Annotated in this window: 18 protein-coding genes, 1 riboswitch and 1 other annotated feature; of the genes, 4 read left to right on the forward strand and 14 right to left on the reverse strand. The window is 32.2% G+C overall.

Annotated elements, in window-relative coordinates; all coding sequences use genetic code 11:
• The first annotated feature begins 107 nt into the window (after window positions 1-107).
• Window positions 108-356, forward strand: a binding site (T-box leader).
• 105 nt (window positions 357-461) lie between these two features.
• Window positions 462-1,472 (forward strand): aspartate--ammonia ligase, encoded by a 1,011-nt coding sequence (asnA, locus tag N4A40_13475; protein MCT4662868.1) that lies wholly within the window; start codon window positions 462-464, stop codon window positions 1,470-1,472.
• Window positions 1,473-1,535: 63 nt separating this feature from the next.
• Here asnA and N4A40_13480 read toward each other — a convergent pair whose 3' ends face one another.
• From N4A40_13480 to N4A40_13500, 5 genes are all read right to left on the reverse strand, one after another.
• Window positions 1,536-2,165: a nitroreductase family protein gene (locus N4A40_13480; GenBank protein MCT4662869.1), complete on the reverse strand. Its 630-nt coding sequence runs from the start codon at window positions 2,163-2,165 to the stop codon at window positions 1,536-1,538.
• Window position 2,166: 1 nt separating this feature from the next.
• A complete protein-coding gene (gene galU / locus N4A40_13485; protein MCT4662870.1) occupies window positions 2,167-3,036 on the reverse strand; it encodes a UTP--glucose-1-phosphate uridylyltransferase GalU in 870 nt (289 codons plus the stop codon).
• Window positions 3,037-3,162: 126 nt separating this feature from the next.
• Complete coding sequence (locus tag N4A40_13490; protein ID MCT4662871.1) at window positions 3,163-4,911, reverse strand: cyclic nucleotide-binding domain-containing protein; 1,749 nt, start codon at window positions 4,909-4,911, stop codon at window positions 3,163-3,165.
• A gap of 20 nt (window positions 4,912-4,931) precedes the next feature.
• Window positions 4,932-6,137 carry a glycosyltransferase family 4 protein gene (locus tag N4A40_13495; protein MCT4662872.1) on the reverse strand — a complete coding sequence of 402 codons (1,206 nt, stop codon included), beginning with the start codon at window positions 6,135-6,137 and terminating at the stop codon, window positions 4,932-4,934.
• Window positions 6,138-6,152: 15 nt separating this feature from the next.
• Window positions 6,153-7,310: a hypothetical protein gene (locus N4A40_13500; GenBank protein ID MCT4662873.1), complete on the reverse strand. Its 1,158-nt coding sequence runs from the start codon at window positions 7,308-7,310 to the stop codon at window positions 6,153-6,155.
• 309 nt (window positions 7,311-7,619) lie between these two features.
• Here N4A40_13500 and N4A40_13505 point away from each other — a divergent pair, with 309 nt between their 5' ends.
• The gene (locus N4A40_13505; protein MCT4662874.1) at window positions 7,620-7,787 is read left to right on the forward strand and encodes a hypothetical protein; all 168 of its coding nucleotides are present in this window, start codon (window positions 7,620-7,622) and stop codon (window positions 7,785-7,787) included.
• A 37-nt stretch (window positions 7,788-7,824) separates the two neighbouring features.
• Here the strand turns inward: N4A40_13505 and N4A40_13510 are convergent, their stop codons facing one another.
• The 7 genes from N4A40_13510 to N4A40_13540 all read right to left on the reverse strand — a co-directional run bounded on the left by N4A40_13510 (window position 7,825) and on the right by N4A40_13540 (window position 17,334).
• Window positions 7,825-8,259 carry a chemotaxis protein CheW gene (locus tag N4A40_13510; GenBank protein ID MCT4662875.1) on the reverse strand — a complete coding sequence of 145 codons (435 nt, stop codon included), beginning with the start codon at window positions 8,257-8,259 and terminating at the stop codon, window positions 7,825-7,827.
• A 12-nt stretch (window positions 8,260-8,271) separates the two neighbouring features.
• Window positions 8,272-10,401 (reverse strand): chemotaxis protein CheA, encoded by a 2,130-nt coding sequence (locus N4A40_13515; protein MCT4662876.1) that lies wholly within the window; start codon window positions 10,399-10,401, stop codon window positions 8,272-8,274.
• 241 nt (window positions 10,402-10,642) lie between these two features.
• Window positions 10,643-11,323, reverse strand: coding sequence for an anaerobic ribonucleoside-triphosphate reductase activating protein (locus N4A40_13520; GenBank protein ID MCT4662877.1), 681 nt, complete (start codon window positions 11,321-11,323; stop codon window positions 10,643-10,645).
• Between the two features lie 2 nt (window positions 11,324-11,325).
• Window positions 11,326-13,446 (reverse strand): ribonucleoside triphosphate reductase, encoded by a 2,121-nt coding sequence (locus N4A40_13525; protein MCT4662878.1) that lies wholly within the window; start codon window positions 13,444-13,446, stop codon window positions 11,326-11,328.
• Between the two features lie 183 nt (window positions 13,447-13,629).
• Entirely contained in the window at window positions 13,630-14,820 is a 1,191-nt protein-coding gene (locus tag N4A40_13530) for an ABC transporter ATP-binding protein (protein MCT4662879.1), read from the reverse strand.
• Complete coding sequence (locus tag N4A40_13535) at window positions 14,820-15,833, reverse strand: iron ABC transporter permease (GenBank protein MCT4662880.1); 1,014 nt, start codon at window positions 15,831-15,833, stop codon at window positions 14,820-14,822. The genes N4A40_13530 and N4A40_13535 overlap by 1 nt, the downstream gene beginning before the upstream one ends.
• 58 nt (window positions 15,834-15,891) lie before the next feature.
• A complete protein-coding gene (locus tag N4A40_13540) occupies window positions 15,892-17,334 on the reverse strand; it encodes a stalk domain-containing protein (GenBank protein ID MCT4662881.1) in 1,443 nt (480 codons plus the stop codon).
• 42 nt (window positions 17,335-17,376) lie between these two features.
• Window positions 17,377-17,517, reverse strand: a riboswitch (adenosylcobalamin (AdoCbl) riboswitch).
• 124 nt (window positions 17,518-17,641) lie between these two features.
• Here N4A40_13540 and N4A40_13545 point away from each other — a divergent pair.
• Together N4A40_13545 and N4A40_13550 are read left to right on the forward strand one after the other, a co-directional pair.
• Window positions 17,642-19,420: an ABC transporter ATP-binding protein/permease gene (locus N4A40_13545; protein MCT4662882.1), complete on the forward strand. Its 1,779-nt coding sequence runs from the start codon at window positions 17,642-17,644 to the stop codon at window positions 19,418-19,420.
• 1 nt (window position 19,421) lies between these two features.
• Window positions 19,422-21,371 carry an ABC transporter ATP-binding protein/permease gene (locus tag N4A40_13550; protein MCT4662883.1) on the forward strand — a complete coding sequence of 650 codons (1,950 nt, stop codon included), beginning with the start codon at window positions 19,422-19,424 and terminating at the stop codon, window positions 21,369-21,371.
• A 163-nt stretch (window positions 21,372-21,534) separates the two neighbouring features.
• Here N4A40_13550 and N4A40_13555 read toward each other — a convergent pair whose 3' ends face one another.
• Together N4A40_13555 and N4A40_13560 are read right to left on the reverse strand one after the other, a co-directional pair.
• Window positions 21,535-22,722, reverse strand: coding sequence for an MFS transporter (locus N4A40_13555; GenBank protein MCT4662884.1), 1,188 nt, complete (start codon window positions 22,720-22,722; stop codon window positions 21,535-21,537).
• Window positions 22,723-22,868: 146 nt separating this feature from the next.
• The coding region (locus N4A40_13560) for a phosphatase PAP2 family protein (protein MCT4662885.1) at window positions 22,869-23,418 on the reverse strand (550 nt) is incomplete at its 5' end.

Raw genomic sequence — 23,418 nt, forward strand, 5'->3', positions numbered from 1 at the left:
TTTATTAGATACCCAACATATCAATTTTTTATATTTTTTTATATTTTTTTTATTTTTTTGCTTGACTAAAGCAAAGTGCTGCTATATAATCTATATAAATCAAATATACAAATGCAGTGACAAGGAGAGTACGTTGAGTTGGTAGTTTTAGCGAGTCGATGATGGTGAAAGTTCGATACGGATACCCAATGGAAGAACACCTTTGAGCAGCTGTCCGAAACTTTTACGAAGTAGGCACAGCCGGTTCCAAACCGTTATTTTTGGTAGATATCGAGCTCTAGTCTCCGTATCGATGAGTGATTTTATTTTAAAATAATTTGGGTGGTACCGCGTAAGTTCAGTCTTTCGTCCCATATGTGGGATGATAGACTTTTTTTATACCCAAAAATATTATTTTGCAAGCGTCCGGATGCTTATGCACTTATATTTTTATTTATACCATAATTTAAGGAGTGATTTTAATGGAAAAACTAATTATGCCAAAAGACTATAAAGGATCTCTTTCACTAAGAGAAACAGAACTAGCTATCAAGAAAACTAAGGATTTCTTTCAGAAGGAACTATCTAAAACATTAAACCTTACAAGAGTTTCAGCACCACTATTTGTAAGACCAGAAACTGGGCTAAACGATAACTTAAACGGAACAGAATCTGCAGTTAGTTTCAACGTCAAAGACGCCGACTCTTGCCATGCAGAAATAGTACACTCTTTAGCAAAATGGAAAAGAATGGCTCTTCATAGATATGATTTCGGATTATATGAAGGACTTTATACTGATATGAACGCTATACGATGTGAAGAAGATTTAGATAACATTCATTCTATATATGTTGATCAATGGGATTGGGAAAAAATAATACCAATGGTTGATAGAACAGAAGAAAAATTAAAAGAAACTGTTAGAAAAATTTATTCAGTTTTTAAGAGAACTGAACTTTATCTTTCTCTTGAATACTCTACTCTTCACCCAATATTGCCTGAAGATATTTCTTTTGTAACAACTTATGAATTGGAAAGTCGCTTTCCAGATTTAACTCCAAAAGAAAGAGAATATGAAATAGCTAAAGAAAAAGGAGCTGTTTTCATCATGAAAATTGGTGGAAAATTAGCTTCTGGCGAAAAACACGACGGTCGTTCTCCTGACTACGACGATTGGACTTTAAACGGAGACATCATATTCTATTACCCAGTTTTAGATATAGCTTTGGAACTTTCTTCGATGGGTATTCGTGTAGATGCCGAAGCATTGACTAAACAATTAGAAATAGAAGGTTGTTCTGAAAGAGCATCTCTTCCTTTCCATTCAAAATTATTAGCAGGTCAACTTCCTCAAACAATGGGTGGTGGAATTGGACAATCTAGAATATGTATGTTTTTCTTAAGAAAAGCTCATATAGGTGAAGTTCAAGCCTCGATTTGGCCTGAAGATATGCAATCTATTTGCAAAGAAAAAGGAATAAGACTTTTATAATCATTTAAACAAAAACACTGTTGAAATTTTAGTTATATAACAAAATCTCAACAGTGTTTTCTATTATTTAATTATCGTCACTACCTCATCAATAGATTTTCTTGGAGGTCTTTTACCGATATATTCAGGAACTCCTAGCGGCGTTATCGCAACCAAGTGATACCCCTCTTTTTCAAGTCCTATAAACGACTCTATTTCTTTTATTGCATAATTTGGACTTGTCATCCAGCATGTTCCATAACCTAAACTGCTAGCTGCAAGCATAAAGTTCTGAATTGCTGCTGCAACCCCATGTATTCCTGGCGCTGCCTTTTCTATAATTTCTGCGGTTTTTAAATCTCCCGATTTTCTAACTAGGTCTAAACCTGTTGGATTATAATTTCCTGCATAAACAAGTACCGTAACTGGAGCATTTTTGAATATAGTAGCATATTTAGAAAATTTAACAAACTTTTCTTTTTGCTCACCATTTAAAAATTGGCTCAACTCTTCATTCTTTTCAAGTACTATTTGTTCTAATCTCGCAATCATATCTCTGTTTTTCAAAATAACAAAATGCCAGTTTTGAAGATTTTTTGCAGAAGGAGCCTCTATAGCCGCTTCAATCATTTTTGTTAAATCTTTATCTTTAACATCCTCATCCTTGAACTTTCTAACACTTCTTCTTTCAAATATCATATTCATATCGTTCATATTATATCTCCTTGCATATGCCCTTAAGATACTCTTTAAAAGCATCTCCAACATCTTCGTGTTGCATCCCAAATTCAACAGTAGCTTTCAGGTAACCTAGTTTATCTCCAGTATCATAGCGTTGACCCTTAAAATCATATGCATATATATCTTCAAATTCAGCTAAAGCCTTTATGGCATCTGTCAATTGAATCTCTCCGCCTTTACCCGGTTCTGTTTTTTCTAATAACTCAAATATCTTTGGTGTAAGTATATATCTGCCTAGTATAGCTACATTAGAAGGAGCATTTTCTACAGAAGGTTTTTCTACCATATCATTTACTTTATATGTTCTATCTGATAGTTTTTCACCATCAACAATCCCATACTTGTCTACCTGACTTGGATCAACCGTTTGAACTCCTAGTACAGACGCCCTTTCTTTTTCAAAAACATTTATCAATTGTTTAACACATGGTTCTTCAGAATGTACAATGTCATCACCTAATAGTACTGCAAATGGTTCTTCTCCGACAAATGTCTTTGCACACAATATAGCATGCCCTAATCCTTTTGGCTCTATTTGTCTAACATAGTGAAGATTAGCCATATCTGTTATTTCTTCGACTTTTTGTAACAATTCTATTTTATTTTTTTCTTTAAGATTATGTTCAAGTTCAACAGCTCTATCAAAATGATTGATTATAGATGTTTTATTTCTACCTGTTATAATTAGTATTTCCTCTATTCCCGCTTTAATAGCTTCTTCTACTATATATTGAATTCCCGGTTTATCAACTATAGGTAACATTTCTTTGGGTTGTGCTTTGGTTGCTGGCAAAAATCTAGTTCCTAATCCCGCCGCTGGTATAACTGCTTTTCTTACTCTCATTTTTACCTCCTCCTATATGCGAATTTATTTCCATTTATTCAAAAACACAGGAGATTTGTATACAAATCTCCTTTTATAATTGTATCATTTTAATTTTATTTTGTCATGAATTTATCTCAACTGTGTTTATTCATTTGTCTTAATTTGTTCTGTATCTTTCATAACAAACTGTTTAACTAGCTCATTAGTATTGCTAAGTTTGAAGAATAGCTTATCTAAGAACATAAACAATATCTTATTTCCAACCTTAGGATCTTTTTGTATTAATTTTTCTATATCTTTTTGATCTACAGTCAATAGCTCAACAAATTCATCCGCAACTGCATCTACATGATGATCTTCATTAACAATCGCTGTTTCTCCTAAGATTCCTCTACTACAAATCTTAGACAATGGTATTTCTTCTCCCATATCGTTTCTCTTTACAATTCTAACACATCCGCGTAATATTATATAAAGCCTAGAATCTTTGTCACCTTTTTTGAAAATAACCTCATCATTTTTATATGCTTTTATATAAGTTATTTGCGCTAATTCTGAAAGTTCAAAATCGCTAAATTCTTTAAATTCTGGCATACTCTTCATTATATCTTTTATTTCAACTGCACTTAAATCTTTGAAATGAGCAGGGTCTATTCTCTTGACATCATTCGTCAAATTATTAGTTTCTATTATCCCCCTAATTTCACGTCTATACGTAACCGTTGCTTCTATTAGTTTTTCCCAAGCTTTTTGAATTTTTCTGTATTCTGTAAATGTGTCCATCTTAGGAATTGCTTCATATTTACTCAAATAAATATTGTTAATCGCTTCTCTACACGCTTCAACTTCTCCCTGTGCTAGATAATCAAGAGCTAATAATATATTAGTTTTAAAAATCTTATCCTCCAAATCTTCTTTCAAAAAATCTCCCGGATATGGCTCGAAATCTTCTGCTGTAACCTTTCTCATATTCGCAGTTTCATATTGATTATCTATTTTCGATTTTTCATACAAGAACCTATAAATATCTTCTCTAAATCGTTTCCATATTGGATGATTTTTTGGTGGTGGCAAATGTTTTATATTTAAAGTGTTATCCAAGAAGAAGTCATATCCAAACATCTTTGCATTCATTAGATAATCTATATCTTCTCCTCTAGTTATACTTGGATCAAATGGCACTATTCTATACATATTTTTGTGAATTACCATTAGACCACCAAAAGCAAATGGTGTTTGCTTAAGTCTTGGATCACAAGATATTATTTTATCGAAAGCTTTAGCCTTGCTTCCAAATCTATCCCAATAAGTCATCCAAGCTTTCATGTCAACATCATCATAATATTCGTCTTTTTTATTTAAATAATATCCAGCTACTCCAAATATACTTTTACCATACAATCTCTTTCCTATGAATTCTGTCGCTCTACCTATAAAATCTGCTTTTTCAAAAACCTCATCATCATCTATCAAAATGGTAACATCTGATGACAATATATGAGCCGAATACAAACACATATTTCTAACATTTGAATATCCTTTTAACTCTAAAAGATCAAGTGCTGATTCTTGCAAGCCTTTTTCTCTCAATAATTTTTCTATTGCTCTAGCATTCTTAGGAGTAAATAAATAGGTTTCAATATCTAATTCTGCCTTCTCTACGATTTCCCTAACTCTCTTTTCGGCAACTTCTTCGATTTCTCTTGTAGTTGGACAGATGGGTATTATTAGTTTAAAATTTTTATCATTTAATCCTTTCATACTCTCCAAAGTTCTGCCAAGCGTATCTTCTCCATCTATATAAGTAGGATGGTCGTAAACTGCATCTCCCTCCTGCCAAGGTTCTCCTTTTTTTCTTCCCCAATATGTCGGTATTACAACACTAGTCCTCATGAATAATTCCTCCTCGATAGTTATTTTTTATTTAAGACATCTTGGTATAATTTCTCTAATTCTCCAATAGAATTTTTCCAAGAGAAATTTTCTTTTGCATATTTGTTACAGTACTTACTTCGCTCTTCTTTATCTACTCTTTCAAGCTCATTTACAACTTTTTTCGACAACTCCAATTCATCTTCAACCGGAATAAGTGCCCCTACATCTTCATTTATAAAATCAGGCAATCCGCCTTGATTCGTTCCAATCACTGGAGTTCCACAAGCTAGAGCCTCTACCGCAACAAGTCCAAATGGTTCAGTTCTCGATGGCACTACACTTACATCTGCTATATTGTATATTTTAACTAATTCAGATTGAGACACATGTCCCAGAAAATGAACATTAGTAAGTTTCAAATCTGATTTCAGTTTATTCAATTTTGAATACAATTCGCCATTGCCAGCTATTATCGTAAGAACAGTGTGTCCATATCTTTTCTCATATATATGAGCTGCTTTTAATAAAACATCCACTCCCTTAAAATGAGTCAACTTTCCAACAAAAGAAATAATATATTTTGGTTCTTCCTTTATATCAAATGATTTTAGTATCTCATATCTGTCTATAGTCTCGTCCATCACAAACAATCCATCATCATACCCATTCATTATTCTAGTCCTTTTTTCTAGAGGCACATGATATAATTCTTCAACCTCTCTATCAACCTGCTTCGAAATTGTTATTACTCTTTCCGCTTTCTTTGCTCCTTCTAATGCGTATTTGTGATATCTACCATCTTTCTTAAAACCTTTCAGATCAGTTCCATGCGCTGTAACAACATATGGTATATTGGTTAGACTCGCAATATATGGCGCTAGCCACAAATGCTGTGCATGAATTATATCAGGTTTAAATACTTCAATCTCCGCTTTTACTTTTTTCATAAATATGGAAATATATTCTTCAATTTGATCATGATTCATGTCATAAAATGTATAATTACTTCTAGGATGACTTGTAAAACAAGGAAAATTAAAATCAACATCATAACTTTTTTGATCTTGTTTTCCTCTAAATATAATTGGTACAGATTTAAATCCTTCATAGTTTACTTTTTCAATCTCTGGGAATACTACAACTACCTCGTTACCTCTTTCAGCCAATTCTTTCGCTATATTTCTCGTATAAATACCGCTACCTGATCCTTCCAATGGAAAATGATTGATCATAAGAATTTTCATCAATTGCTCCTCCTCTTATAATAATTTAGTTGTTATTTCACTCCATGAATCTAAAGTATCTCTATATCTGTCAATCATATAATCTAATTGCCCATAAGAAATATCTAAAGCCTCTGATAATTTCAAAAATCTGTCATCTTTCAAATAATTAGCTATAGCTTGTTCTCCTCTTATCAAAGCTTCTCTCTGCTTCTCATAAACATCATTTATATCTCTTTTATGCATCCAATTTAAAAATGGGTTTCTGCCTATCCATCCCATGCAAGCATAGAAAAATCTATCTGTAATGTTTTTGTCATTTATTATATCTGGTTTAAACGGATAGTTATTAAATGTATCATGAAAAATTTTCATATCTATATCTATGCACTTCCTGTTTCCACGGTTAACTGCTAATCCCAATAAAGTATCTTCCCCTCGAGTTAAATAAGGCTTGTTATCAACAACCAAAACATCTGAAAAAAATGGTGGTAAATGCTTAAGTTCCTTTATATTAATTCCCAAATTTCCACCAAGTACTTTATTAGTTTCAAATACATCACGTTTTACTGGTTTTCCAAAAACCAAACAACTATCTTCTCTACATGATTGAACCCGTTCATACATCATTTCTTTTTGTATTCCCTTAAATAAATCTTTCATTCCTTCAAATTTCATCATTGGTATTATGAAATACCCTGAATAATCGCTAGTTGTAATATCGACATTTTCTTTTTTCAAATAATTCAAGTGCTCGCCTACAAAATCTATATCAACTTGCTCTCGCTCATCCTCTATTTTAGATAAAATATAAGGATATACATCAGTATCTATAAATAGAAGAACGTCTGTTTTGTTCAAAATTGCTTTAACTAAAACATTATTTCTATTTTTGCCGTAAGGTACCATCCCAAAATCAATTAATTCCTGTGATTTCAAAATAAAATCACAACTTTTTTGAGAAACTCGGTATTCTAAAAGGTCTTTTACCATGCCCTCATTTTGATTTATCTTTATGAGTTCTATCTTTACCCGTCCCTGTAATCGTTCTACCATTTTAAAATCACAATCAAACGAATAAGCTACTATTACGCTATGTACTCGATGTCCATATTTTTCAGCATTATCTAAAAACAATTCTAAAGTCCCTGGAGTTGTAAAATTTTTAGTAATAATCCCAAACGACACATTCATACAGCTACCTCCTCAGATATATTTGACGCTTAAAAAAAGCTTTAATTTCATCTTATAATTTTATACCCAAGTTTAGAAGTATTTAACAATCTAGTAAACTTCATCTATTTTATTCGTTTTTGCAATATATAAAGCTAAATAATTCATTTGTCTAAAGGTTATTTTTAGTCAAAAGCAACTTTTCCTTCATTTTATGCTCATTGTGCAATATAAAAATTATTGTTTTAATCCTGTTTTGCGGGTATAATGAATGTATAAGATTTAAAAATTGCACGGAACATTTAGTTTTTTATTTGAGGGGGAATTTTAATGTTAGAAAAAAATGAAGGAACTACAAACAACACTTGCGAATCTGATTTTCTTTGTTTGAAAGTTTGTAATGTATGTACTTGCATACACTATGCGAATGGTCATTGTACTTCGTTTAAAGGTGATAATTGCGAAATGTACGAAGTACAATTAATACAGGAAAATTAAAAAAACTGCCGCTATAGCGGCAGTTTTTTTATTTAATTTATTGATCCTTAAACATTTCTTCCAAATCTAATATAAGTATAATGTCCTCTCCGTCATTTATCTTACCAACAGCACTTACAAACTTCTTAGTTTCATCACCTATGGTTAGTTCTCTGACATTTTCTAAATTATCCTTATCAATCTCTTCTACTTCATTTACACCTTCAACTAATAATCCTGTCTTACCCTCATCATTAGCTATAATTATAATTCTTGACTCATCATTTCCTTCAGTCTGTCCCAATTCGAATTTAGTCTTAGCATCAATGATTGGAATTATTTCTCCTCTCAAATTAACTACACCACGCATATGCGTTTTTGACCTTGGAACTCTACATATCACCATAAATTTCTCTATAGTCTGTACTTCCGTGATGTTAATTCCGTACTTTTCCGAGCCAATTCTAGCTATTACATACTTATTACTTTCCATGCTCGTCCCTCCTTATGAAAGCTCTGCTGGATTAATAATTAGCGCAACTTCACCATTACCAAGAATAGTTGCTCCACTTACCAATTTAGAACGCTTCAACTCCGCTTTCAATGTTTTAATTACTATTTCCTGTTGTCCAATTAAAGAATCAACTACAACCCCAACTGTTTTATTACCTTTCTTAGCCATAACAACTGTAAGTTCCTCAGTTTCTTCCATAGCATCTGGTACTTCTAGCAACTCGCACAATCTGTAAATAGGAATAGTTTTATTTCTAAATACAACAACATCTTTTCCTGTAACTTGATGAATTGTTGATTTTTCTATAGTTTCAACACTTTCTACCGTATCAAGTGGCATAGCATAAATTTCGCTTCCTGATCTCATCATTAGCGCTTGCACTATGGCTAGTGTAAGAGGTAATCTGATAGTAAACACCGAACCCTTTCCAAGTTCAGTTTTAACACTCACATTTCCGCCTAAACTCTCAATAGTAGTTTTTACAACATCTAAGCCAACACCTCTTCCAGATAAATCCGAAAGCTGCTGTGCTGTTGAAAAACCAGCTCTAAATAGCAAATCAACCGCTTCATCATCATTCATTTCTTGAGCTTCATGTTCAGTAATAAGACCCTTATCTATGGCTTTTTGCTTTACTTTTTCAACATTTATTCCGCCACCATCATCGGAGCACTCTATAAATACAGAATTTCCCTCTTGATATGCATGCATCTCTAGAGTACCCATATCACTCTTTCCTGCAGCTGCACGCTCTTCTGGCATTTCTAATCCATGATCTAATGAATTTCTAACGATATGCAATAGTGGATCACCGATTTCATCAATAATAGTTCTGTCAAGTTCAGTCTCTTCACCACTTGTTATAAACTTAACCTGTTTTCCAAGTTTCTTAGAGGTATCTCTTACCATTCTAGGGAATCTACTAAATGTTTTCTCTATAGGTACCATACGCACATTCATAACACTATTGTGAAGACTTGTAGTTATTCGCTCTAGATATTCAACAGAATCACGCAAGCCACTAACATTTTCAATAACAGTAATATCATGTAATCTAGTCTTTATTATAATAAGCTCACTAACTAAATTCATTAAATTATCTAATTTATTTATATCAACTCTAACTGTCTTATTAATTGCCCCAGTTTTTTTCTTTGTATCAGCTTTTTTTGATTCTGGCTTTGCTTTTTTCGCTTCCGCTACTTTTTGAGCTTTAACTTCCTCTTTAATTTCTACAGTTTCTTGAATCAATTCCTGCTCTTTAGGTTCTTCAGCAATTTCTACCTGTTCTTGTTCATCAGCTTCCTCGCTTGAAACATCCATAGACATATCGCCTAAATCTTTATCATCTATAAGTTTTACAGAGACACTGCTGATTTCAACTATTTCGCCTACTTTTTTAGCAATTTCATCTATATCATGTTCTGTCACAAATAAAACGTAAAATTCATCACCATAATCATTATTCTCTATTTCTTCCGCTGATGGTAATGATTTAACTATATCAGATTCAAATGTTTCTTCAATTTCTTTAAAGACCATATATGCTCTTACAGCTTTCATTACACAGCCTTCTTCAACTACCACTTTCATTTGGCAAGCTTTTAATCCCTGATCTATAGCCTTAAACAAAGCAGCCTTAGTGTAGTTATCTAATTCAATTCCACCGTCCGATTCTTCATCAGATTCATCGTCAACTTCAGCATTGTCATTGTCATCATCACTACTCTCAACATCTCTACCCTCTTGGATTGCAAGAAGTTTTTCAACTAGCTCGTCTACAAACACTTCCCCTTCTTCTTGGATAGACTCTATATTGTCAACAATTGACTCTAATACATCTAGACATTCAAATATGGAATCAATAATAGACTCGGTTGCCTCTAGCTTTCCATTTCTGATCAAATCTAAAACATTCTCCATTTTATGAGTTACACTCGACATTTTCGAAAAACCCATAGTACCAGCCATACCTTTTAATGTATGGGCCGAACGGAAAATTTCGTTAATAATATCCTTATCATCTCGACTTTTTTCCAATAATAGCACATTTTCATTCAACGATTGCAAATGCTCATGCGATTCATCCAAAAATACGCCCAAATATTCGTTATTATCCAATCTGCTCCCCTCCTACTTATAGAGAATCTTATTATTCTCCATTCATCTCACTTTTATTATACCCAAAAACTATTCATTATGACAATTCTTTCTGGAATATATTTAAATATAAACCTATTTTTATTTCTTCAAGTCTAAACACTCACTCCTAAAATTATCGACAATATATCCAAATACCTTTACCATTATTTTGCAAAAAAATTCCGTATAAACATACGGAATTTTAAACTATAATTCTTTCCTATCTAATTTTAAAATAATCAAATCTTTTAGTAAATAATGTTTCCAAACTCTTTAAGTGTTCATCATTCACACAATTTAGATTTCCTTTACCAGCTAAAACCTGATCTCCATCTCTAAATTTTTGTAAATAAAATTTCTTAGCACCATTGATTATATCAATACATTCTTCAAAATCATGATCATTTAAGAGCTCTTCTGTAATAGTAGTTCTAAATTCATAATCAGGGGCTGTTTTAATAATCAAATCGGCAGATTCTTTTATTCTTTCAAACATTTCTACATCTTTTGAAAAATCTAAGTAAACACTAGCAGGCCCTTTTAAATCCATCGCCACATAGTCAACCAATTCATCTTGAATAATCTGTCTCAGCATTTTAGGATTCGAACCATTTGTATCTAGTTTTACCTTAAATCCCTCTTGCTTTAATTTTCTCAAAAATTCAATTAAGTCACTATGCAATGTAGGCTCTCCTCCAGAAATCACTATAGCGTCTATATTTTTTTGCCTCGATTTAAGCCACTGAATCCAATCTTTATCTTCCAATTCATAATTTTGGTTTAGTAGCTCAGAATTATGACAATAAGGACATCTAAAATTACATCCTGAAGTAAATAGCACTGTAGCTAGTTCGCCTGGATAATCAATAAATGAAGTCTTCTGAATACCAGCTATTTTCATTTTTAGATCACTTCTTTTTTCTCTATTTTTTCACTAGTCAAACTTTTATCCGCTTCAAACGCCTTTCGCTCACTATATTCTTGCTTTTTACCTTTGTTCCATGCTTGAACCGGACGATGGAAGCCAACTACTCTAGTCCAAACCTCTGTGTCTTTTCCGCACTCAGGACAAGTCCATTGCTCTCCCTTCAAGTAACCATGTTCCATGCATATGCTATATGTTGGTGTAATAGTTAAATAAGGTATCTCATAATTTTCAAATGATTTCTTTATTAATTGCTTAACGACCTCTACATCTTCAATCTCTTCACCGATAAATCCATGAAATACTGTTCCACCAGTGTACTTTGATTGCAACCCTTCTTGTAAATCTAATGCTTCGAATAAATCAGCTGTGTGTCCTACTGGTAATTGAGTAGAATTTGTATAGTACGGTTCATTGTCACCGGCAGTTATTATTCTAGGTAACATTTTAACATCCAGTCTAGCAAATCTATATGATGCCCCTTCTGCTGGCGCTGCTTCTAAATTCCATAAATTGCCTGTTTCTTCTTGGAATATTGCTATAACTTTGTTCATGAAGTCCATAATTTCAACAGCAAATTCATGTCCCTCTTCAGTTGTTATATCTTCCCCTAAAAGGTTAAGACATGCCTCATTCATACCATTTAATCCAATAGTACTAAAATGATTCTTAAAGTACCCGCCTTGCATGTCTTTTACACCTCTCAAATAGTGTTTAGAATAAGGATATAGTCCCTTCTCCATATACGCTTCAAGATATTCTCTCTTCAATTCACATATGTCTCTAGCTGTTTCCATAAGCATTCTAACTCTACGTTTAAAATCTTGAATATCCTTAGCTTGGTATCCTATCCTAGCCATATTCAATGTAACTACATTTATTGACCCAGTAAGTGGATTTGCACCAAATAATCCTCCGCCCCTTTTTCTAAGCTCTCTATTATCAAGTCTCAATCTACAACACATACTTCTTACATCTTCTGGTTTCATATCACTATTTAAGAAATTAGCAAAATAAGGAGTACCAAACTTTCTAGTCATATCCATTATATTGTTAACCGTATCTGAATCCCATGGGAAGTCTTCAGTAATATTTACAGTTGGAATAGGAAAACTAAAACTACGTCCAGCTCCATCACCTTCCATCATGACTTCGCAAAATGCCTTATTGAAAAGATCCATTTCTTTTTGGAAATCTCCATATACCTTATCTTGAATTTGACCGCCTATTATAACATTGTGTTTCTTAAGCATTGGATGTGGTGATATATCTAGTGTTACATTTGTAAATGGAGTTTGGAATCCAACCCTTGTAGGTACATTTAAATTATAAATAAACGATCTAACAACTTTTTTAACTTGACCATAATCTAAGTTATCATAGTATATAAATGGAGCTGCATAAGTGTCTAATGAACTAACAGCTTGAGCTCCTGCTGCTTCTCCCTGTAAAGTATACAGCCAATTTACTAATTGACCTAAAAATGTCTGTAAATGTTTCGCTGGAGTTGATTGAATTTTACCAGTTACACCAGTAAATCCTTCCAATAACAATGTCTCCAGATCCCATCCACAACAATACGGTGCCAATAAACCTAAATCATGTATGTGTAAATCACCATTTATGTGATATCTTCTCATCTCTCTTGGATAAATCTTGTTAAGCCAATATTTTTTTGTCATCTCTTCTACTATATGGTTATTAAGTCCCTGTAGACTATAACCCATATTTGAGTTCTCATTAATTTTCCAATCTTTTAATGATATATACTCATCTATCAAATTTTCTGCATCTATAAATAAATTATTGTGATCTCTTAGTGCATTTCTACGATCTCTATAAAGAATATATGCCTTCGCCGTCTTTGCATGACCTTCTTCTATCAAAACCTTCTCTACTACATCTTGTACATCTTCAACTGTTGGAATACCCACTCCATATGCTTCATCTACTATATTAGCCACCATATGTCCTAATCTCGATGCTTCAATTTTATCGTTGCCACCAACTGCTTTTGCTGCTGCAAAAATAGCATCTTCTATTTTCTTCATGCAAAAATCTACAATATCGCCATTTCTCTTTTGTATTCTTCTTATCATGCTTCGGCCTCCTCTATATACTATATCTTGTGTTTTACTTTATCCATTTTAATAAATAACCCCTAGATTTACAAGTCATTTTATTCCATATTTCGCACTGACACACAAAAAAAATAACGAAACCCACTCAATAAGTAGGTTTCATTTTTTCAAAAAAATTTCTTTCAAAGTGTGTTCTTTTTTTTAATACAAATCTTTTAACTTCTTATAAAATGCATCCAAATTTGTAAGTTCTAAATTCGCATATTTTCTTAATATAGTTCTATCCTGACAAAAACTTATAATCTTTTTATTTTGATTGACTGCTGCTCTTAGCAATTCTTCATTTTTTTTATAATTGCCTTTAAAAGGCACACCAGTATCAATAACTACTTTTGCATTTTTAACTAAATCCATTGCTTCTGACAATTTATTATTACTTATAGGCATAAATAGTTCCTCTTCAACAACTTTAAAACCAATTGATTTAGCTATAATTGCATCAATGTCTTCTTCATTCAAGACCCCTGTAATTACTGAATAACCAATTTTATTTAGCATCCTGTAAATATCAGCTGCATACCCACCACCGCCAATTACAAATATATCTTGCATATCTTCATTTGCCAATACTGTTTTCCACTCCAATGTTCCAAGTGTTTTATTGTATGTAGCTTTTTCTATATCAAAAATATAATCAACTGCATGTTCGTTTACAAGTGCCTCCGGTGTTCCATAGCCAATTACCGCCCTGTCTTTTACAAACAAAACATAATCACTGTTTTTTAATGCTAAATCAATATCATGAAGTGATGCTATTACTGTTATATTTTTTTTCTTACAAAGTCTTCTTATAATCGTCAGTACTTCTATTTTATGTTTAATGTCTAAATGAATAGTCGGTTCATCCATTATTATAATTTCTGTATCTTGCGCTAAGGCTCTCGCAATCATAACTTTTTGCTTTTCACCATCACTCAATTCTGAAAAGAGTCTTTCAGATAGCTCTATCGCTCCAACTAATTCCAAAGATTCTCTTATTATATTGTGGTCTTTATCATCTAAATTTCCCAAAAAACTAGTATGAGGATACCTTCCTAATGCAACTAAATCGTAAACTGTACAAAGATTGTTTTGTGGTCTTTCTGTCAACACTAACGATATCTTCTTTGCATAATCTCTTTCACTATATGACTCTATATTTTTACCATCTAATTCTACATGCCCTTCTATTTTAGGGAGCATTCTAGCTAATGTTTTTATCAATGTAGTTTTTCCTGATCCATTTGAACCCATTATCGATACCAAATTACCTCTATCTACATCCATGCTAAATGCATTAATGACCTTCTCCTCGCCATATCCAACTACTAGCTCTTTAATACTTATCAACATTATACAAGAGACCTCCTTTTCAATATCAAATATATCACTATAGGCGCTCCTATAACGGCTGTCATAGCACTGAGTGGGATCTCTGCAGGGGCTAATAATACCCTAGACATCATGTCGCAAAAAATAGAAATAATAGCCCCTAAAAACAATACTCCTGGTATTAACACTCTATTGTTCGATGTTCGAAATACAAGGCGTGTAATATGAGGTACAGCTAATCCAATGAATGAAATTGGTCCTGTAAAAGCTGTAATAATTGCAGTTATAAGACTCGATATAAGTATTATTATTCCTCGTATTCTCTTTATATTTACTCCCATACTTCTAGCATAATTCTCACCTAATACAAAAGCATTTAATGGTTTTGCTAATAATATCACAATCACTATCAGCGGACTCAAAATTTTTAACAATACAAAAATCTTTTCCCAGGACATACCACTATAACTTCCCATAGTCCAAATAACATATCCGTGTAATGCCTCTTTTTCTGCAAAAGCTACTAGACTGCTTGTTATAGCGCTTGTTATGTATCCCATCATGAGACCTATTACCAAAAGCGATAGACTATTCTGAATTTTGTTTGAAACCAAAAGCACCACAATCATAACAATCATCGCTCCAACAAAAGCTATTCCAACCTGTATCGGTGATGATATTTTCTCAAATCCAAATTTTATTCCGCCAAGTATCAGCAAAGCCATAGCTAGAGATGCTCCTGAGGATATACCTAATATATAAGAATCTACCAATGGATTCTTAAACAAAATTTGTAACAATATACCTGCTGTTGCCAAACCTGCTCCGCAAATAAGCGCTCCAAAAACCCTAGGTAATCTAATTTTCCAAATAATTGATGAAAAATCACTACTCCCATTACCAGTATTTATCAATGTATCTACAACATCTTTAAACGGTATTTTCACTGCTCCAAACATAATACCAGCTAAAAAACTTATAATTAATATAAATGCCAAAAAAACAAATAGTAAGAATGTATTTCTGTTTTTCATGCTCTCTCCCCCTAAATATAAAAATAGAAAAGAGCGCAAAAGCGCTCTTTTAAAGATGCTATTTCTTCATTTTTACAAAATGATTAATATCCTGTGTTTCAAATAATTCCGGATAGAACATCATAGCCAAATCTTCTATATAATCATAAGTGTGAGCTAAATCTTGATAAAAATTAGGTGCTTGATACCAAGCATTATTTTCTTTAACAAACTTTGCATTTTCAAGAAGTGGTGTCTCTTCAACCAGTGATTTAATAGAATCTGGTCCTCCATACTGTGGCATAGAAGATGAAATCATTATTTCCGCATCCTTAAACTTCAAATAGTATTCTTCCGCGCTTACATTTTTTTGATCTTTAGTAATAGCTTTTCCTAAATAATCTCCTCCAGCAAGATCAATCATCTCTGCTACATATGATTCTCCTGGTGCTATATTGTATGTCTTAGAATATGTTGAATACGCTCCCCAAGCAATCTTTTTTCTATTCTCAATTCCATCTATCCTCTGTTTTAAATGCTCAAGTTTTTCTACTTGTTCATCATAATATTTCATAGCAGCTTTATCTTTATTTAGAAGAGCGCCCCAAAACTTAACCGTCTCTAATCTTCCAAATGCCCTGTTCTCTTCATAATCGAAGCAGCCAATATATTTATAACCTAGCTCATCATATTTTGCTTTATCATCCCATGCTGATGTCATAAGTATAAGCTCTGGTTTAAGTAATTCTAACGATTCAAAGTTTATGCTCATACCATTTCCTACATTGGATACCTTGCCTTCCAATATCTTATTTTTCATTTCTTCAATTGTCCATACTTCAGCTGGATTAGTAACTCCTGTAACAACATCCATAGAACCAAGTGCATTTAACATGGACACTTGAGTTGTAGAACCAGCCATAACATTTTTCATAGGCGTTCTAATCACCTTCAAATTTTCATAACCATCTGGTATCTGATTGCCATTTGGAACTAGTAAAAATTCCTGTTCTAAAGAATCCTTTATTTTTTTATTACCATTTCCCAAATATTCGATTTCAAATTTAGTTGCATAATCTAAATCTGCTTTTCCAATAGGCATACTATCATTTATATTTACAGCGCTTTCTTTCTCATTCCATTTCACATCGCTATCTAAATTTTCTGCTACAAATCTAACTGGAACAAGTGTCGTACCAGACTCGACCTTAGGAGCAATTTCTAAACTTACACTTTCACCATTTACTAACGCTGTCTTTTTACCTATCTTTAATTCTATATTTTTGCTATCTTCTGCCAATTTTATAGTTTGATTTTCTTGATTCCAACTAACTTCTGCTCCAAGAGCTTCTGCTATAGCCCTAAGCGGCACTAATGTTCTACCATTTTCAATTTTTGACGAAACTGAAGTCTCTATGTGCTCTCCATTTACAAATAAATTTACGACATTAGCTGCAAATACGTGCGTCGACATCAAAAGACTGATAGCAATAACATTCAATCCTAATTTCCATTTTTTCATATTTTACACCTCTTTACTTTTTTTGATGGCATAAAAATACGCAAAGCGTAGTTTTTATCATCCTCGTGATTCTGCGCTTAAATCTGAAATTGGTAGTCTGATTCGTATCTTTTAGATCATTACAGTAGCGGGACTATATTGGAATCTCACCAAATTTCCCCAATCTCAAGTTTAAATTTCATCATCAATTATATCATATCTAAAATGATTATGAAGAGTTTTCTCACTTTACTCTATTCGTATTTTAAATTATATTTAATAATGATATACTTTAATTATTACCATTACTAAATATTTGGGAGGACATATGATTACTAAATCTTTTAAGAATTTCAAAAACACATTTAGATTTCTAATTCCATTTCTAAAAGAAAATCGGATAAACTATTTTTTAGGTATCATATTTTTACTTGGTGCGGATATTTTACAATTGATTATGCCAAAAGTTCTAGGTATACTTACTGACAAACTTCAATCGTACCAACTCAATCAAAATGATTTTATTTATTACATAGCAATAATTTTTTCAGTTGCCATAGGAGTTGCTATCTGTAGATTCAGCTGGAGAATGTTTATATTCGGTTCATCAAGAAAATTAGAATTTTCATTAAGAGAACTACTCTTTAAGCACTTAGAAACTCTGTCTCAAACCTTTTATCACAACTCTACAACTGGTGATCTTATGGCTCATGCTACTAATGATATTCAAGCTGTAAGAATGGCTTTTGGCGGTGGTATTGTAATGGCCGTAGATGCTTTTTTCTTGACACTATCTACTATATTTATGATGGCTATAAACATAAATTTGACTTTAACGTTAATCGCTCTTATACCACTACCTATAATAGCAATATTAATTGGCCTGTTCGGGCCTAAGGTTCAAAACAGATTCAAAAATGTTCAGGAAGCATTTTCCCAACTAACTAATAAGGTTCAGGAAAATTTCTCTGGAATTAGGGTTATAAAATCTTTTGTACAAGAAAGAAATGTAAATAATGATTTTTGCGATGTAAATGATTTAAATCTAAGAAAAAATATGAATTTAGTTAAACTATTTGGGTTTATGATGCCAATGGTGACATTCGTTTCATCTCTTAGCTTTATTGTAGCTCTGTCTTTAGGTGGTTATATGGTAATTAATCTTCAAATCACACTTGGACAATTTGTTTCATTTGTAACATATCTTGGCCTTCTAACATGGCCTATGATGGCGATAGGATTCGTCGTAAATATATTACAGCGCGGAATGGCTTCAATGAAAAGAATAAATAAAATACTTGAAACTATGCCTGAAGTAACTGATAGAGCCGCTGATTTTTCCATTAACGATTTTGATGGAACCTTAGAATACAGAAATGTTTCATTTTCATATCCTAATTCAGATTTCCCAGCGCTCGAAAACATATCATTTAAATTAGAAGCTGGCAAAACACTTGCAATAGTTGGGAGAACTGGCTCGGGTAAAACAACTCTAGTCAATTTGCTCCTAAGACGATTTACAGATTACAGTGGTTCTATAACTATAGATCAAACACCGATAGAACATTACCCTTTAAAAATTTTAACTGAAAAAATTGGTTATGTTCCTCAATCTGTATTTTTATTTTCTACATCAATTGAAGATAATTTGAATTTTGCAGGATTAAACACTACAAGTGACTCTATGGAAAAAGCATGTTCTAACGCAATGATTTTGGATGAAATAAATAGATTTCCCAATGGTTTCAACACTATACTTGGAGAAAAAGGTGTAAATCTATCTGGTGGTCAAAAACAAAGACTATCTATTGCTAGGGCTCTCATAAAAAAACCTCGGATATTGATTCTTGATGATAGTCTTTCTGCCGTAGATACTAGTACTGAAGAACAGATTCTATATCATTTAAATATAAATACTAACGATTCTAGCACTATCTTAATAGCGCATAGATTGTCGACTCTCCAAAATGCAGATCACATAATCGTTTTAGATGAAGGTAAAATCATTCAAAGCGGTAATCATGAACAGTTAGTTACTAAAAACGGTTTGTATAAAGATTTATATGAAAAGCAACAGCTAGAAGACATTTTGTCTAAGGAGGTCTAATATGTCAACCAAACGTTCACATAATATATTCTTACGATTACTAAAATATGCTAAGCCATATATTTCACTTTTATTGATTTGTCTACTATTTGTTTTTCTATCAACTGCTGCTGATTTAGCAAGACCATATTTAATAAAAATAGCAATTGATGATTGTATAACACCATCAAATGAAATAGTTTCATATGATGGTAAAGATTATAAACTCTTGATATATGATAATTCTCCTCTTTTAATAGATGCATCAAACGCAGACAAACCAATTTCATCTGTGGAATTTAATAACTCGTCTGTTATTGTACACTCATCTGAAGAAACATTTAACGCCAAGCAGTTGTCAAAGCTTGAATATGATAACCTCAGAAAAAATGATTTATCAAAACTTTTTAACATAACAATTATATTTTTGATAGTTCTAACTAGTGCAGCTATATTTAACTATGCACAAATATATATATTAAACTATGTTGGTCAAAAAGTAATATACAATTTGAGAGCTGAAATCTTTGCTCACATACAAAAGCTTTCTTTATCATTTTTTAATAAAAATCCAATAGGTAAATTAGTAACTCGTGCTACTAACGATATGAAAAATATAAGCGAGCTATTCACAGATGTATTGATAACTCTGCTTAAAGATATGCTTTTAATACTTGGAACAATAGGTATCATGCTAAAAATAAACATGAAAGTAAGCCTCATATGTTTATCAACTATTCCTTTGTTGATATTATTATCTTTCATCTTTAGAAAATTTGCGAGAAAGTCATTTTTAGAAGTCAAGAAAAAACTAGGTATTATAAATGCTTCACTAAGCGAAAACATAACTGGTATGTCCGTAATCCAAATTTTTGGTCAAGAAGAAAAGATGTTTAATAGATTCCACGACAAAAATAGGGATCACTATAATTCAAGTGTCAAACAACTTTTGATTTTTGCTATATTTAGACCATCTATGAATGTTATTTATACTATGAGCTTATGCTTATTGATTTGGTTTGGTGGAGGAGAAGTCCTTCGAAATGAACTTCCATTTGGGGTTTTATTTGCCTTCATAAACTATACCGAACAACTTTTTAGGCCTATATTTGATTTAAGTGAAAAATTCAACATACTCGAATCTGCCATGGCTTCATCAGAAAGAGTTTTTCAGATTCTAGATACAAAAGAAGAAATTCCAAGAAACGGGTCTAAAATATTAGAATCAAATTTTGATGGAAAAATAGAATTCAAAAACGTTTACTTTGCTTATGACAAAGAATGGATATTAGAAGATGTCTCTTTTGTAATAAAACCTGGACAAACAGCTGCTTTCGTTGGAGCTACAGGTTCTGGAAAAACAACTATAATGAGTTTGTTAACGAGGTTATACGATATACAAAAAGGTCAAATCCTAATTGACAATATAGATATAAGAGACTATGACCTTGACTATTTGAGATCTCAAATAAATTCAGTATTGCAAGATGTATTCTTGTTTGCCGGAACTATAGAAGAAAACATACATCTAAATGACCCTAATGTTTCTTCAGATACTGCTAGAAAAGCTGCTAAATTTGTAAATGCAGATACATTTATATCTAAATTTAATGATAACTATAATCATATGGTTGTTGAAAATGGAGCTACTTTATCTTCTGGTCAAAAACAGCTTATTTCTTTTGCTAGAGCACTTGCTTTTAGTCCATCTATATTGATACTTGATGAAGCTACTTCAAATATTGATACAGAAACTGAACTTTTAATTCAAGATGCAACAACAAAAGTAATGAAAGGCAGAACAACCTTAGTTGTTGCTCATAGACTTTCAACCATTCAACATGCTGATCAAATAATAGTTCTTCATCATGGAAAGATAAAAGAAATTGGAACGCATCAAGAACTATTAAAACAAAACGGTATGTACCACACTCTTTATAAATTGCAGTATAAAGAATCGCAAGTTTCTTAAAGCACTAGCCACTATAGGATACAATTTCACCTCTTATCCTATAAATTTATTAAGCATCAAATTTTATAGAATAGCTTTTTCTCATAAAAGAATTACATTAGTATATAGATTTTTTCACTTCATTAAAAAAGGTACTATCTGATTTTATCAGATAGTACCTTTTCTATTTTCTTTTATTTCCATACAGTATCCAATAATTAAATAGTATACCTGCCGCTCCAACCGTACTTATGAGCTTAAAACTAATTTCCAATGAATATATTTCTGCTATTTTCCCAACTAGCGGAAATGCTATTATCATCATAAAACTAAATGCCATACTCTGTAACGATATAATAGATGCTCTTTGCTCACTTGGAATTAACTCTTGAATGTAAGTGCTCGTAGCTATAAATAACGCCGATTCAAAAACCATTATGCCAACATAGCCAACTATAGTCCATGAATTCCATCCTATAAACAACGCCATAATTAGTATTACAGCTGAACAAAGTGCTATTAATTTTTTATCTCCAATTTTCTTTTCTAATTTGTGGGTATGCATTGCAACAATTGCCCCTACACCTCCGGATACAGCAAATATTATACCCATATCTAACTCACTAAGTCCTTTTAACTTCCAATAGTTCTGAAGGTAATAGTGAAAGCAAGCATTCATAGTCGATATATATTCCACTAAAACTATAAACGCAGCAATTTTAGGCTTATTTTTTATGACTTGTATACTCTTTTCAAGTTGTTCTTTCATTGATTTAAATGGTGATTTTATCTCAGCTTTCTTCTCTGAAATAACTGGTTCTTCAAAAAATAACCCTATCACAAATGATATCAATCCCATAACTAATGTCATGTAAAACGCCCATTTATATGCTATTGTCGCTAGATAACCACCAATCAATTTGGCTAATATAGCACTTACCTGATATATTACTTCTTCTTTGCCAACAACTTTCATATACTCATCTGATTTTCCATCAAGTTTCAAACTATCATACACTAACGCTTCACCAGAACCTGACTCTAAGTTATAAGAAAGAGCCGTTATAGCAAATGCAAATAGATACCCAATAAAACTTGAAGAGAATATCATAAGCAACGTACTTATAACACTACAAATCCGTCCAATCAACCTGCTTACTTTTCTACCATATAGATCCGCTATTATACCTGTCGGAACCTCCATTGTAAATGAAACTAAGTGAAAAAAGCCTTCAAGTATGCCAAGTTCAGTAAGCGATAATCCTCTGTATGCCAAATAAATCATCCAAATTCCTTGTGTACAATCTAGGAATTTGAAAAATGAAAATGCATAATGAATATTAATATTTTTTTTATAATTTTTTGTTAACATCGTGCCCTCCAATATCGATTTTGTTTACATAATATTTTTTCAAATTTAAACTAAACCAATATCAATTGAGTTCCAGTTTTCATTTTTACGTAAACAACACTTCGAATATATCGAGTCACGATGACTTTCCCCTTCCTTTTTTACTTCTATCTAAAATAACCAATAACATCATTCCAAAACATAATATGAACCACGGATGCTGTATACCATCCTATTATAGCTCCAAATAAAACATCCGTAGGAAAATGAACTCCTAAATAAATTCTAGACACAGCTATTCCAAGTGCTATCACTAGTAGAATCTTCATTCCCGGAATATTAAGCATTAGTGTCATAGCTATTGCAAATCCAGCTGTAGTATGACCTGATGGAAATGAATAGTCCTTAAGTTCTGAATGCAAATTATTTACATCGTCAAATTGATTAAATGGCCGAATTCTTCCAACTATTTTTTTCAAAACTTGAACAACTATTGCACTTAATACTAATGTCATTATAAGTTCAAATCCCACCAGTTTTGAATTATTTTTATCTATTACGATCAATGCTATTGGCAATATACATGAAAATAATAATCCTCCAAAGAATGTCAAAATAGGCATCACTCTATCAAATATTTGGCAATTCATATCATGATGAATCAACTTTAAAATTGAATGATCTCCTTTTTTAAACCACTTCGCTACATCTTTAACA

The organism is Tissierellales bacterium (assembly GCA_025210965.1).
Classification (GTDB): Bacteria; Bacillota; Clostridia; order Tissierellales; family JAOAQY01; genus JAOAQY01.